Annotated in this window: 12 protein-coding genes; 6 read left to right on the top strand and 6 right to left on the bottom strand. The window is 51.3% G+C overall.

The features are described 5' to 3' along the window. The first annotated feature begins 167 nt into the window (after positions 1-167). The 3 genes from AC0QH1_RS03215 (at position 168) to AC0QH1_RS03205 (ending at position 3068) form a co-directional block, all read left to right on the top strand. On the top strand, positions 168-557 hold the full coding sequence (locus AC0QH1_RS03215) for a DUF3110 domain-containing protein (RefSeq protein ID WP_324629394.1): 390 nt from the start codon (positions 168-170) through the stop codon (positions 555-557). Positions 558-879: 322 nt separating this feature from the next. Next, a complete protein-coding gene (gene murQ, locus AC0QH1_RS03210) occupies positions 880-1800 on the top strand; it encodes an N-acetylmuramic acid 6-phosphate etherase (RefSeq protein WP_324629393.1) in 921 nt (306 codons plus the stop codon). 176 nt (positions 1801-1976) lie between these two features. After that, positions 1977-3068, top strand: a complete 1092-nt coding sequence (locus AC0QH1_RS03205; protein WP_324629391.1) for a RuBisCO accumulation factor 1 — start codon at positions 1977-1979, stop codon at positions 3066-3068. A 41-nt stretch (positions 3069-3109) separates the two neighbouring features. Here AC0QH1_RS03205 and AC0QH1_RS03200 read toward each other — a convergent pair whose 3' ends face one another. The 4 genes from AC0QH1_RS03200 to AC0QH1_RS03185 all read right to left on the bottom strand — a co-directional run bounded on the left by AC0QH1_RS03200 (position 3110) and on the right by AC0QH1_RS03185 (position 7232). Then, positions 3110-5056, bottom strand: a complete 1947-nt coding sequence (locus tag AC0QH1_RS03200; protein ID WP_324629389.1) for a glycosyltransferase family 39 protein — start codon at positions 5054-5056, stop codon at positions 3110-3112. 44 nt (positions 5057-5100) lie between these two features. Beyond that, positions 5101-5256, bottom strand: coding sequence for a hypothetical protein (locus tag AC0QH1_RS03195; protein ID WP_324629388.1), 156 nt, complete (start codon positions 5254-5256; stop codon positions 5101-5103). After that, positions 5232-5720, bottom strand: coding sequence for a serine/threonine protein kinase (locus AC0QH1_RS03190; protein WP_324629386.1), 489 nt, complete (start codon positions 5718-5720; stop codon positions 5232-5234). The genes AC0QH1_RS03195 and AC0QH1_RS03190 overlap by 25 nt, the downstream gene beginning before the upstream one ends. 150 nt (positions 5721-5870) lie before the next feature. Beyond that, positions 5871-7232 carry a serine/threonine protein kinase gene (locus AC0QH1_RS03185; RefSeq protein WP_324629385.1) on the bottom strand — a complete coding sequence of 454 codons (1362 nt, stop codon included), beginning with the start codon at positions 7230-7232 and terminating at the stop codon, positions 5871-5873. A 331-nt stretch (positions 7233-7563) separates the two neighbouring features. On the opposite strand from AC0QH1_RS03185, the gene AC0QH1_RS03180 reads away from it, so the two are divergent. From AC0QH1_RS03180 to AC0QH1_RS03170, 3 genes are all read left to right on the top strand, one after another. Next, a complete protein-coding gene (locus AC0QH1_RS03180; RefSeq protein WP_324629384.1) occupies positions 7564-8085 on the top strand; it encodes a hypothetical protein in 522 nt (173 codons plus the stop codon). 164 nt (positions 8086-8249) lie between these two features. Next, positions 8250-8741: a PspA/IM30 family protein gene (locus tag AC0QH1_RS03175; RefSeq protein WP_324629383.1), complete on the top strand. Its 492-nt coding sequence runs from the start codon at positions 8250-8252 to the stop codon at positions 8739-8741. 46 nt (positions 8742-8787) lie between these two features. Continuing rightward, a complete protein-coding gene (locus tag AC0QH1_RS03170) occupies positions 8788-10158 on the top strand; it encodes a 16S rRNA (cytosine(967)-C(5))-methyltransferase (protein ID WP_324629381.1) in 1371 nt (456 codons plus the stop codon). 50 nt (positions 10159-10208) lie between these two features. Here AC0QH1_RS03170 and psb35 read toward each other — a convergent pair whose 3' ends face one another. Together psb35 and AC0QH1_RS03160 are read right to left on the bottom strand one after the other, a co-directional pair. Continuing rightward, positions 10209-10397, bottom strand: coding sequence for a photosystem II assembly protein Psb35 (gene psb35 / locus AC0QH1_RS03165; protein ID WP_442957270.1), 189 nt, complete (start codon positions 10395-10397; stop codon positions 10209-10211). Positions 10398-11129: 732 nt separating this feature from the next. Further along, entirely contained in the window at positions 11130-13430 is a 2301-nt protein-coding gene (locus AC0QH1_RS03160; protein ID WP_324629379.1) for a transglycosylase domain-containing protein, read from the bottom strand. Positions 13431-13673: the final 243 nt, after the last annotated feature.

The raw sequence follows: 13673 nt of genomic DNA, 5'->3' as shown, positions 1-13673 counted from the left end.
CAAGAGACCTCATCATAATTGAGGAATATCAAGCGAAAATCAGCTCCCATGACAAGGGATAAATTGGCTAGGAGCCGTATGAAGCGAAAGTTTCATGTACGGTTCTGAATGGGAGGTGGGGGTTGTGAAGCCCCTATCGACCCCTAATAGGAAGAGGGTCTGAGCTTATGCGTGTCTTTGTTTTACTGTTTAATGCCCGCACGGAAAATGAAGGAATTCATACTCTGCGAATTGGCGATCGCAATACGGTTCTGATGTTTGAATCGGAAGATGATGCCACCCGCTATGCGGGACTGTTGGAGGCCCAGGATTTCCCTACGCCCACTCCGGAGGCGATCGATTTGGAGGAGGTGGAGGAGTTTTGTCGGGAAGCAGGATATGATTGCAAGGTTATCCCGGAAGGGGAATTAAGCGTTCCCCCAGAAACCAATCTGGAGGAAACGGACTGGAATCCGGATGATATCCCCGATCGCAGTTCACAGCGCCCCGCCGAGGACTCCAGCTTCTCGGAATCGGAACTCGATCGCATCCGCCGTCAGCTAGAAGGTCTCTTGTAACCCCAATGGCGCGGGTTCGGAATCTTGGGGGAACAAACCGCTGCAGTTCTGGGAAGGTCAACTCATCATCTATTGACAAGTAAGAATGTAAGTCACGACCCCTGTAGGCCCGCGAGGGCAGGACGCTTTAATATCTCAACTACGATAGGTTTAGTGCAAGGTATCGATCGCAAATCCTGTCAGTTTGTTCACAAAAAGGATGGCTATGCTTACAGTTTATAGTCCACGAACTTCAGGGCATCGAACCCTGAAGTTCGGCTGGTTTCCTCCCGCCGCTAACCCAATTGGGTATAGCGGGGGTTTGCACAACAAGGAGGTTTAGATGAGTAATTTGGAGGAACGGGGACATCTGCTCACGGAACAGGTGAATCCGAAAAGCGAAAATCTCGATCGCCTCAGTTCTCTGGAATTGGTGGATCTGTTCAATCACGAGGATGGGAAAGTATTGAGCGCGATCGCGGCGGCCCGGGCGGAACTGGCACGGGCGATCGACCGCACGGCGGATTCCCTGCGCGATGGCGGACGTCTGTTTTATATCGGTGCGGGCACCAGCGGGCGTCTGGGGGTGTTGGATGCGGCAGAATGTCCCCCCACTTTCTGCTCGCCTCCGGAACAGGTGCAGGGCATTATTGCGGGGGGAGCCGGTGCGTTGATCCGCAGTTCGGAAGATTTGGAGGACCGCGCTGAGGATGGGGAAGATGCGATCGTCCGTCGTCATATTGTGGAACGGGATGTGGTGGTCGGAATTACCGCCGGGGGCACGACTCCGTTTGTCATCGGCGGGTTACAGGCGGCCCGCCGTCGCGGCGCAACCACGATTTCGATCGCCTGCGTGCCGGCGCAACAGGTGGACATGCCGGCAGATATCGATATCCGTCTGTTGGTCGGTCCGGAACTGCTGGCGGGTTCGACTCGCTTGAAGGCGGGCACGGCGACTAAACTGGCGCTGAATATCCTCTCCACCGGGGTGATGGTTAAACTGGGCAAGGTTTATGGCAACCGCATGGTTGATGTGTCGGTGACGAACCGCAAGCTGCACGATCGCGCGTTGCGAATTCTCAGCGATCTGACGGGGTTGAATCGTCAAGAGGCTGGCTTTTTGTTGGAAAAAAGCGGTCGGTCGGTAAAGTTGGCGCTGATCATGCATTGGACCGATTTGGATAAGGGAGAGGCGCAATTGTTGCTCGATACCCATGACGGACACCTGCGCTCTGCTCTGGAAAGTGCCCCGGGAAAAGGGTGATGGGGCACTAGGAGGCGATCGCCCTACCTGAAACTCCCCCCTCGGCGCGATTTCAGCGGCAGTGCGAGGATACTCGCGCTTCACCGTAGCGAGGGAGACTCTCGCACTTAAGGGGTATATCATGTCGAAGGCGATTTTATGTTAAGTGAGACATCGAGGTCTAATTAAGGATAGCTATGACTGAAACTCCACAAGGAACTCCCAATCCCAATCCGAACGCTTTATCCGAGCAAGAGGCGGAAAAATTGGTGCGATCGCTGCGTCGCAAGGAAGGCTCTTGGGTTGACTGGGGCAAAGCCTGTCACCAGTTGGCGCGATCGGGTTATAATTCGCAAAATATTTTTGAAGAAACTGGCTTTGAGCCAGTTCACCAAAATCAGGTGATTGTCGGATCTCAGGTTTACGATTCGATTGTCACTGTAGGAGTCTCGGACCATACGCGATCGCATTTTGCCCGCAAAGGCAGCGATATTCTCTACGAATTGCGGATTTTGACTCAAGAAGAACGGGCCGCCGCCGCTGAATTTATCGTGCAAAGAAATCTCGATTTTGATGAAAGTCACGAATTGGCAAAAGCGATGAAAGACTTCTCTCGCTTGTCTAAATTACCGGAGGGATTTTCTTCCCATCCCGGAGATGCCGTGGCTTATCAATCCTGGAAATTGGCACGGCAAAAATCCGATATGCAAGAGCGATCGCGCTTGATTGCCCGGGGCCTGTCTTTTGCCCATACCCCCAGCGCCCGTCAAAAAATCGAGCAGTTGCTTACGGATTTTACCGTCACCCCGTCGAAACCCGCGCCGATATTGCCGGTGTATCGCATCGAATCGGCGGAACAATTGCCCCGCATCCTGCCGGTGGTGGGGGAAATGCCCCTGACACCGGCGGATTTACAGGCGGTTCCTTTGGTGGAGGAAGAAGAACCCTTTGGCATGGTGAAGGCGTCGGGAAATGCGGCGTGGGTGCCGATTCCGAGTTGGCAAGTGGTGTTACAGGCGGAAGACCCGGTGGCGATTTTGTGCCACAGCGATCGCCTTGCTCAACCCCTGACGGGCAAACCGGAATCGGTGTTGCTGGTGGTCGATCGCTCAATGCGCGTTTGGGATGAGAATAGTTATTTTATTTGCGATCGCAATGGCACTTTGGATATGCAGTGGTTTGAGTCTCAACCGGATACCCGCTTGCTGGGAAAAATCCTGTTGGTCCTGCGTCCTAAAAAAATCCTGGATGAGGAGTATGGCAAGGAAGTGTGGCAGATTGATGAATAGTTGGCGGGCGATCGCCCCCTTTGGCGTAGGTTCAGTAGGAACTAAAAATCGGCTTTCTTATACCGTTTTTCTTGAACGAGGAAACCGTTAAGATCCCCCCGTCTCGCCCCTGGAATCCCCTGTATCCCGCTTTCTGTTTTCCTCCCCTTTGGCGAACTTCCTTTCCCCAACCTCTCACAGCGATAAAGCTGATAGGGAATCCCCAGCCGATAATACTCCGTCGGGACAAGCTGACAAACCCCTTGTTTGGATAGGGCTAATTGTGGCGGATATTGTCGTTGTCTCAACCCGGGGGCGACGATCCATAAATTCAGCGGCGCAGCGGGAAGTTCGCCCAACTGCGCTAAATATTCCCATACCGACTGATAACTCGGCGATCGCGTCACAAACGCCACCCAAGTCTCTTCCGGATTCTGCGCGCGAATGCGCTCCAATTCCAGCGCCAACCCCAATCCTAACCCCACTTCTTGATAATTCTCATATCCCACCACCACCATCACCGGCGCATCAAAATTCACATTCATCCGCCGCGCCATTCCCTGCGGATCGTAGGGTTTTTGAAACACCAACCCCGACACCACAAAACTGCTGCTTATCGCCCCCAACAACACCACCAATATCACCGGAAAAACCCATCCCGAAAACCGAAATCCTCGCATTTTCACCCGCTTCCCCTCCCCCGGCAATTCCTGGGAAACATTTCCCTTGTCTGTGTCCCTTTTTTCTGGCGGTTTTTTCCCGCTCAAACTGGCAGCAAGTAAGGCACAAATTCCCGGATAATACATAAAATGATACCGCACCGCCGAGGTAATATCCTTCCCCAGCAAGTAAACAATTGCAAAATATTGCAACAGCACGAATCCGGTAAAAAATCCCAGGGTTATACTTGACAACTGTGTGGTTTTTGTGGTAAATAATCTGCAAAAATTGCCAGCAATCTGCCCCACCATCCAGCCAGCAAATATCAGCATCAGCAACCCGGAAGAAATCGCCACCCACAGGGGTTGATTTTCCACCGGCAGCGCCACAGTCATCACCAACCAGCCAGCCAGAGTATTAAAAATTGGCGTAATGCTATCCGTCCATGAGGGGTTAAAGGGTTGAAACCAATCGGTTTCCGGACGATTGAAATGTTGTAGCAAAATCGGCAACCACGGCCAATAAAATAGTCCGGGCAACAGGCAAAAGCATATTAGTTTTAGCAGAGTAGTTGTTGCAGTTTGCTGATTTTTGTGAATTTTATTACATACTCGCCAATTTAGCCTAAATCGAAAGATAAAAACAGCAAATAAAGTTAGAATTTGCGCCACAAAAGCCAAAATAAAGAAATAGTGGACATATAAACCCGTTGCATTGATTACAGACCAAGCCAGCCCCCAAAGTATCGGTACTTTTTTACCTAAAAATACGCGCTTTGTCATTTCAATTAATCCAATTAATGCTAAAATAATTAAGACCATCGGTAAGGTATAGTGCCGCGCTTCTTGGGAGAGATAAACGGCGAAGGGAGACACCGCCATCAGTGCGGCGGCGACCCTGGCGGCGCGGGCAGAAAAGGCCAGACGATTGAGAAGATAAATCCCCGCGATCGCGACAATGCCAAACCAAGCAGACAGCGATCGCACCTGCCACGCAAAAGAGCCTTCTACTCGCTTTAACCACTGGTGAGTCAAGCAAAAAAACAGGGGCGGATGGGTCGATTCCGTGGCCACCGTTTGGGCAATTTGACCGCAACTTGTCTGGGAATTTAGGGTAAAAATATCCGCCAATTGTCCCACCCTCAACTGCACATCCAAAGGCACGCGATCGTAGCTTCCTCCCACACTAAACAACCCGGTCATAATTTCATCCAACCACAGCGGTTTTGCCTCCAATTGCGCGAAACGCAGTCCCGCCCCCAACAGCAGAATCCCGGCTAACAGCAAATACTCTCGATAATAGCGCATATTTGAAGATGAACGATCGCCCATTTTACAGTGCCTTGACATCAAATTATTTCCTTTCTTGCCACTTGCGGTTGTTCCGGTTATTCTCATCCGGAAGGGATAGAGAGAACTTTTCCCACAAAATCCCCCACTTCCGACACGAACCACTCTTGTTCTGGTATTTTCAGTTGCGATCCGAAGCGATAATTTTGCCCTCCCACCTGCAAATTGCAAGTTCTTATCGGCTGATTGTCAACTTCCATATTTGTCCGATCGCTTCTTCTAAAGATTGTCCCTCCGCCAATTCTTGCACGATATAAAATCGGCGATCGTCTGAGGTATCGATTTGGAAATAATCTAAATAATCCGGAATCGCCGAGTGTTCTAGTTGAGAAAGCACTTTGGCTTCTCGTTCAAACAGTTCGATCGCTTTCCACTCTTGGGTTGCGCGCAGAGAAAGGGTTTTTATCGCCACCGCCTTGCCCGTTTCTAAATCTTCGGCGGCGTAGGTGATGCAAATTCCGCCGCGCCCGAGGGTGTGGGTAATGCGGTAGCGGTTTTTAATCCGGTCTTCTGGATGATGGAGGGTTTCCATAACGTTGGCAATAATCGCATTGTTTCTATGATAGCGAAACGCCCTGCGACATTTCGCCCCACCCAGGGAAAATACGCGGCGATCGGATGCGGTTTTCCGCTCAATCCCTCGCTTTAAATTGGGCGGTTGCAACCGTTCAATTATAGGGAATTACGGAGGTTTCCGAACCGTAGGTAAGCCCTATCAAATCAATGAGCGATATCGCGGTAAACTTCCAGAATTTAGGCTGCTTTTGGATTAAGGGTTTTCATTGATTTTGCCTGGGGTTTTTCTGCTTGATAATCATCGATGTGACATAAGGCTTGGCTTTCCGATAAAAGAGGCCACTTCCGAGACCAACCACTCTTGCTCTACTATCGTAAAGTTGGAACCGAAACGATAGGTTTTGACCCCTACTTGTAGAGCGCAACTCACCACCGGTCGGCTGTTAATTTTAACGTTGCTCGGGCTGACTTCTGCGCGATAAATATCCTCCACATTCCCCTCGATTTTGCGGGTAAAACCGAAAAGCTGCCACTGCAAACGGAAGGTTTCCCGGTCGATTTCCAAGCGAGTTCGCCCGAAAAACTGAAATAATAATGTTCCCGTCAGGGTCAATCCCACCACCCAAAACGGAATCGAGAACATGGCAAAAAAGATGCTTGCCATTGCGGCACCTGACGTCCAAAGCACTAAAAATCCATTCCAAAATAACGCAAAAAATATCAACCCAATCGAATCTGGTTTAAATCCAGTGGGGGGCATATCCACCACCAGTTTGCGTTTGGTTTTGTTCAAACTGATGCGACTGCCGGCGGGTTTGCGGGAACTGGATTTTAGGGGATAAATCGATTCGCGATTTCCATCCAAAACCCCCAATGCTTCCACCGCTGATGTAAACCGGTCTTCCACTGCAGGTTCTAGCATTTGCTCTAACCAATCGGCAAAATCATTCGACACATTCACATAGGGACGAAAATCAAGTTTCAGTCGTTTTTCCGGTAATTCTGCTGGGGATTGGTGGGTCAGCAAATAAATTAACGTGGCACCCAACCCATATAAATCGGTGCTGGGTTGTGCTTGTCCGCGAAACTGTTCTGGGGCCATATAACCGTAGGTTCCTACCACGGTACTCCCGCTAGTCATAGTATGGCGATAGGTATCTTGTACTGCCCCAAAATCTACTAGCAATATCCGACCGTTGGAGTGCAAAATAATATTTTGCGGTTTGATATCCCGATGAATTACTGGCGGGTTTAATTCATGCAAATAGTTGAGAATTGCTAACACCTGTTTGGCAATGTCTCGACTCTCTATTTCTGTGGGATGCCAGCCACTTGCGATCGCTTCTTCCAAGGATTGTCCCTCCGCCAATTCTTGCACGATATAAAATCGGCGATCGTCTGGCGTATCGATGTTAAAATAATCTAAATAATCCGGAATGGCCGGGTGTTGTAGGTGGGAAAGCACCTTGGCTTCTCGTTCAAACAGCTCGATAACTTTCCAGTCTTGGGTCTGGCGCAGGGAGAGTGTTTTTATCGCCACCGACTTGCCCGTTTGTAAATCTTCGGCGGCGTAGGTGATGCCAATTCCACCGCGCCCGAGGGTGTGGGTAATCCGGTAACGGTCTTTGAGAATGTCTTTTGGGTGATGGAGGCTTTCCATTTTTGTAATAATCCTATTTTTTCTATGATAGCACCCCCTCCTAACCTCTCCAGCTCTATCCCAGGAAAAGGCGCGGCAATCCTTTTTCTTTCTCCCCCTCCATCAAGTGCTGTCCATATTGCTGCTTTTAATGCCTAAATTACAGGTAAAGGCTCCTGGAAAAGCCTATTAATTATAGGGTTAGTTTACGATGGCTTTGCAGCCAGGAAAAGAAAAGGTTCCGGGGCTGAATTGGCAGAATGAGTCAAGGCGTCAAAATCTTTAATCGAAATTGCAAAAATCGGTAATTTTAGATAAAATAGAATGAAAACATTTCAGGAACCTTCAAAAAATGCTACCTCAAAGTTTAGCGGTAACGGCTTGTGCGATCGCTCTGTTACTGGGGATAAACCCAACCCCTAAAGCAGCGATCGCCCAAAACAGCACTCAAGTTCCCATCGATCGCATTCACTTAGGTGCGTTTACCCCCGACCGAGATGCTTACATGGGTGCGGAATTCATCGTTCCCAATTGGAATACTACCAACCCCGCTTATGGGGGTCAGCTTCGCTTGTACGACGTTCATCTCGCCAAGATGTTTGAAATCACGGATTATGAATGTCAAAATTCAAGATTGCAGGGGATTTCCTGGAACTATTTTGCCGGGGGTGGGGAAGTGAATATGGGCAATTTCGAGATTAGTTGTCGTCTCGCGGCGCAACAAGTCAGAGAATATGGAACCGGAACCCCAGAACAAACCGCAATCTTTCGCTATAGCCAACCGCAACGAACCGAATATATCCCCATTCTCGATATTACCGGCAATAAAGTTTCCCCTTGGATGAATTTCGTTCAGGGTTTCCGCCCGCAATAGTTTACTCAATAAAGCGATAAAATAGATAAACCCCCCTCCCCAAGCAGACAGGGCCGCCTGATTTCGCTTTCAGGGGAGTCTGAAAACCGATCGCGCGACAGGTTCAGCCCCACCCATACGGCAAATGAAATAAAGACGAATCGATTATCACAGGAGAGAAAACCATGAATTTAGGCGATCGCATCAGTCGGTTGATTCGGTCGAATATCACCGATTGGCAGCAAAAACGCAGCGACTCCGAGGCAGAGCTGAAACAAACCATTGCGGAACTGAAGCAAAGTGTAGATCGAGCCGTTGCCAGTCAACAACGCCTCGCCCAAGAGTACCGCGCCACCCAAACCCGCATCGAGGGATTGCAACAACAAGCGCAACGCGCCTTGCAGCAAAAAGATGAGGCAAAAGCGCGGGAGTGGTTGACAGAAAAACACAGCCAAAGTAAAATTGCAGAGCAACTGCAAATCCAGCTTGCGGAATTGACGCCTCGAGTCGATGCGCTCAAACGTCATTTCTCGAATTTGGAAGCTCACACTCAAACTCTGAAGGCACGCGCCGCCTCTGCGCGGATGGAAAATCAGTTAGAGCAAATGCCGGACATCGATTTTGCAGAAATTGACGCCCAACTCGATAACCTGCGATCGCGACTGAATCGCATGTAACCTTCTCCTGTGCCGATAACACAAAAGGGCTAGCCCCATTTCTATTATGCAAAATCCTCGTCAACTCGCATTTTTAGCCCTGCGCGACATCGATCGTCGCGATGCATTTGCCGATGTTGCCTTAGACAAATGGCTGCACAAAGCCACTGTGGGCGCAGAGGAACAACTGCTCCCGAGGGATCGGCGATTGGCAACGGAATTGGTCTATGGGTGCGTGAGAAGACGGAGAACCCTTGACGCGGCGATCGACCAACTGGCGAAAAAGAAAGCCCACCAGCAACCCCGGGATTTGCGAATTATTCTGCACTTGGGATTGTATCAGTTGCGCTACCTCGACTTTATCCCCCCTTCCGCCGTAGTGGATACCACCGTTGAGTTAGCCAAAGCGAATAAATTTAAAGGACTCGCCGGGTTTGTGAATGGGGTATTGCGTCAATACCTGCGCTTGGCAAATTCGGAAGATGGCGATCCGCTAAAATTACCCGCCGACGAAATATCACGGTTGGGGATATCGTATAGCTTTCCCGATTGGATTGTCGCCTATTGGGTAGAGCAATTAGGGGTAGAAGAAACGCAACAATTATGCGAGTGGTTTAATCACTCGCCCACCCTAGATTTGCGAGTTAATCCCCTGCGAAGTTCCCGCGAAGCAGTGGAAACGGCGCTAAAGTCGGCGGGAGTGCAGGTGTCGCCGGTGCCTCATTTGCCCCAAGCGTTGCGCTTAAGTGCCGGTGCGGGTGCGGTGCAAAATTTACCGGGATATGGGGAGGGATGGTGGACCGTGCAAGACAGTAGCGCCCAACTGGTGGGGTATTTGCTCGCGCCGCAACCGGGAGAGGTGGCGATCGATGCCTGTGCGGCACCTGGGGGAAAGACAACTCACATTGCGGAGTTGATGGGAGATGAAGGGACGATTTGGGCGTGCGATCGCACGGCGTCGCGGTTGAAAAAAGTGCCGGAAAATGCCCAACGACTGCAGATCGAGTCGGTACAAATCGTCAGGGGTGACAGTCGGGAGTTGAGTCAATTCCAGGACGTAGGCGATCGCGTGGTGTTAGATGCCCCTTGTTCTGGACTCGGCACCCTGCATCGTCGCGCCGATGCCCGGTGGCGTCAAACTCCCGAAAACATCGAGCAACTGTCGCAACTGCAAGGCGAATTGCTGGCGGGAGTGGCTCGATGGGTGAAACCCGGTGGGGTGTTAGTGTATGCCACTTGCACCTTGCATCCGTTGGAAAATGAAGCGGTAATTCGCGAATTTTTGCGCGATCGCCCCCACTGGCGAATTGAACCCCCGGAATCGGGCACGCCCCCAGCGGCTTTTGCCACCTCAGAGGGGTGGATTAAAGTGTGGCCGCACCAGCATAACATGGATGGGTTTTTTATGGTGCGCTTGCGCAAAGTTGGGAGTGGATAATGGCGGGGCGATCGCCGATGGATCGCCCCAGTCAGGTTTTATTATGGGGTTTATTCGCTTAAGTTTTTCTTATCGACTTTTGGCACCACGTCGGGACGTTCTTTGTCTTCCCAACCCGGGGGACGCTTAGAGTTGTACCAGGCGATCGAGCCAATGGTCGCTGCAGCAATAAAGCCGACGGCAAATACCACACCCGTTACGGCAAAATCGGTATTGCTGGCTGCAGCAGAGACATCCATTAATAGATTCATAAGCACTCTTATCGAACTACAATATTATTTTACGATATGAGGGAAACCCGCGTCTCTCTCTAAAGAGGAATATTGACCCGGGTGATTGATTAGAAAAAGTTATGCGTAGCAGAGTTGAACTGCGATCGCGCTTGTAGGCACGCCCCACCCCCTGCTTGCAGAGAAAGCCAAGGGGATGGGGTAATGCGGCAATGGGATGCGCGGGATGTTCCTACAGCAGCTTGCGATCGCCCTTGATTCACCCCCTATCCCGGTCTGGGGGATACGGGGTTGCGATCGCAGTGCCGGCAATTCTCCGCCTTTAAACAGCACAGATGCAAAATAATTGCCACTTTTGCCACTCATCTCACTACTCTTTTCTGGAACATGAACTTTCGCGAACTCCTCCAGAACACTTGTCCACCCCCCAGAATTGGGCAGCACTTGAATAGCACGCTCGTTCAGGTTTGGATGCAGAATAAAACCGATCGCAATCTGGCGATTCGCATCATCTTCCGGCAATACCAAAACATGCGGTGGATACCTATTGACGCTCAGTATTTTAAATCCCCCCGAATTAAACTATCCACCAGATTGGCTTGGATAGAAATATTTTCCAGGGGTTTTATCAGGGTTGGTTCTAAGTGACTTCTCCGATGAAGCCACAAGCGTGTAAATCATTCCTAATGTCGGGGCGGATTGCGATCGCCCCGACATGCATCGAACCTGGCGACCTCACATTTAGTAATAATAGCCCTCATAATAATCATGGGCATTTGCCGAGCCAGATTGCGCGTTATCCGGCGTGGTGTCGCCGTAGTAAACACTGTGAGGTTGCACCGGTTGCGCTTTCAGAAATCCGTTGCGATCCTCTAACTCCGGCAGTTCGGGAAACTCCTGCACTGGGAGTTCCTCCGTCACTTTGTCCATAAACTGACGCCAGGTAAAGGCGGCGGTGCTGCTGCTGCCCCAAGTGGGGTAGCTGTCATCGTTGCCCAACCATACCCCAGTCACCAGTTGGGGGATAAAGCCGATGAACCATAAATCGCGGGCTTCGTCCGAGGTCCCCGTTTTCCCAGCCACCGGGCGATCGCGCAATTGCGCCGCCGCCCCCGTACCGTACTGCACCACCGGTTCGAGCATCCAAGTCATAATCGAAGCCGTTTCGTCATCCAGAGCGCGTTGCGGTTTAAAATCAGCAGCGTAAATCGTCTTCCCTCGGCGATCGACAACCCGAACGATCCCATGCGGCTCATAATGCCTCCCTTCCGCCGCGATCGTCCCATAAGCGCTCGTCAGTTCCAGTAAATTCACTTCCGATCCCCCCAACGCCAGAGAATAAATCGGCTCCAGTTTCGATTTTATCCCCATATCTTGCGCCAGTTTAATCGTCGGTTCAAAGCCGATATCCATCAACACCTTAACCGCCACCACATTAATCGAGCTACTGAGGGCATCGCGCATCGAGACCCAGCCGCGATATTTGCCCCCGAAGTTGCGCGGTTTGTAGCCATCTACCTTAAAATTCGCATCTTCGTAACCATCATAAGGAGACCAACCCGCCGCGATCGCCGCCGTATAGACAAACCCTTTAAACGTCGAACCCGGTTGACGTTGGGCCTGAGTCACCCGATTAAACTCGCTTTCCTCAAAAGAGCGACCCCCCACCATTGCTTTAACCGCACCAGTTTTCGGCGCGATCGCCACCAACGCCGCCTGTTCGAACCCCTGAGAGGCCCCATCGAGTTCCACCGCCTCTTTCACCACCTCTTCCGCAATCTTCTGCCATTCTCGATTGAGCGTCGTTTCCACCGTCAAGCCCCCCATTTCCAGGGCTTCTTTCGACACATACTTCGGCAACTCTTTTTGAATGTAAGACGTAAAATAAGGAGCCTCCACCTGTAGGCGTTTCGGGGCACTCGCCTTCACCCGCAGGGGTTCTGCCCGCGCCGCCGCCGCTTCCTCTGGGGTAATGTATTCCAATTCAGCCATCCGTTGCAACACAATATTGCGACGCTTGCGGGCATTTTCCCGATTCACCAAAGGCGAATACACCGAAGGTGCCGGAGGCAAACCGGCGATCGTTGCCATTTCCGCCAAAGTCAACTCTGGCACCGACTTGCTGAAATACACCCATGCAGCATCCGCCACCCCATAGGCACCGGACCCGAGATAAACGTAATTGAGATAGCGATCGAGGATTTGCTTTTTGTACATCTCCTCTTCAATCTTCATCGCCAGCAGGGCTTCCCGGAGTTTGCGCCCCAGGGTTTGTTCCTGCGTCAGAAACACCATCCGCGCCAGTTGTTGCGTAATCGTACTTCCGCCTTGCACCACATCTCGCGCCAGCACGTTAGACACCGTTGCCCGCAAAATCCCTTGATAGTCGATGCCATGATGTTGATAAAATCGACTGTCTTCCGAGGCGATAAAGGCATGAATCAAGGGCACGGGAATCTGCTCGATATTCAGTTTATCTCGCGTCGCGGGTCCTATTTGCTGTAGGATCCGACCATCCGCCGCTTTAATCGTCAAGGTGCCATCGCGCACAAACGTAAACACTTCCGACACATTGGGCAAGCTGCGGTCTAAATACCACCAGCCCCAGCTTACCGCACCCACCCCCGAACTCAGGGTCAGCACTCCCACACCCACCCAAAACCCTCGACGGCGATACAGGAGTTTACCCTCCGGGCTTTTCCAAAGGTGCTCGAGCGCCACGCGGATTTTTGCCACTGCTTTTCCCGCGCGCGCCATCTTGCTCGCATTCGGTTCCTTAACCTCCGCAAGCGCTTCTCCTGGTTCCGAGGGGGTAGCTTCGCCCTCCAGTGCTTTTCCCGCGCGCGCCATCTTGCTCGAATTCGGTGCCTTGAGTTCCGAAAGCGCTTCTCTAGGTTCCGAGGGGGCAGCTTCGCTCTCGGTGGATTGCTGACTCTGTGCCAGCATCGGTGCGGCTTGTGACCCTTGCCGATCCTCTGGTTCTCGAGCCTCTCCCGGGTTGGGGAGATTATCCCCCCGAAACTTTCTGGAGATCTCCTTCATTTTGGAAATAAAGTTTGTCACGTTAACTCCTCACGCACCACCACTAGCCAAGCTGTTTTGTTGTTTTTATTCACGACTTACGCCGCCCGATTTGTAGGCATTGCCCACCACTCCTAATTGTTAGAGGCATTCGCGGCGGATTGCGTAAGCCCTATTTATTCTAGAGCTTGATACTCCCCGCGCTGAAGACGCGGGGATTCTTAAGCAGTCCAAAACTGAACTCTTAAAGGCATTATCAAAGTG

Source organism: Phormidium sp. CCY1219 (assembly GCF_055795085.1).
This window is presented reverse-complemented; position numbering and strand designations above follow the sequence as displayed.

Coding starts and splice junctions, on each gene's coding strand:
- AC0QH1_RS03215 (WP_324629394.1), top strand. CDS start 168: ATGCGTGTCTTTGTTTTACTGTTTAATGCCCGCACGGAAAATGAAGGA.
- murQ (WP_324629393.1), top strand. CDS start 880: ATGAGTAATTTGGAGGAACGGGGACATCTGCTCACGGAACAGGTGAAT.
- AC0QH1_RS03205 (WP_324629391.1), top strand. CDS start 1,977: ATGACTGAAACTCCACAAGGAACTCCCAATCCCAATCCGAACGCTTTA.
- AC0QH1_RS03200 (WP_324629389.1), bottom strand. CDS start 5,056: ATGTCAAGGCACTGTAAAATGGGCGATCGTTCATCTTCAAATATGCGC.
- AC0QH1_RS03195 (WP_324629388.1), bottom strand. CDS start 5,256: ATGGAAGTTGACAATCAGCCGATAAGAACTTGCAATTTGCAGGTGGGA.
- AC0QH1_RS03185 (WP_324629385.1), bottom strand. CDS start 7,232: ATGGAAAGCCTCCATCACCCAAAAGACATTCTCAAAGACCGTTACCGG.
- AC0QH1_RS03180 (WP_324629384.1), top strand. CDS start 7,564: ATGCTACCTCAAAGTTTAGCGGTAACGGCTTGTGCGATCGCTCTGTTA.
- AC0QH1_RS03175 (WP_324629383.1), top strand. CDS start 8,250: ATGAATTTAGGCGATCGCATCAGTCGGTTGATTCGGTCGAATATCACC.
- AC0QH1_RS03170 (WP_324629381.1), top strand. CDS start 8,788: ATGCAAAATCCTCGTCAACTCGCATTTTTAGCCCTGCGCGACATCGAT.
- psb35 (WP_442957270.1), bottom strand. CDS start 10,397: ATGGATGTCTCTGCTGCAGCCAGCAATACCGATTTTGCCGTAACGGGT.
- AC0QH1_RS03160 (WP_324629379.1), bottom strand. CDS start 13,430: ATGAAGGAGATCTCCAGAAAGTTTCGGGGGGATAATCTCCCCAACCCG.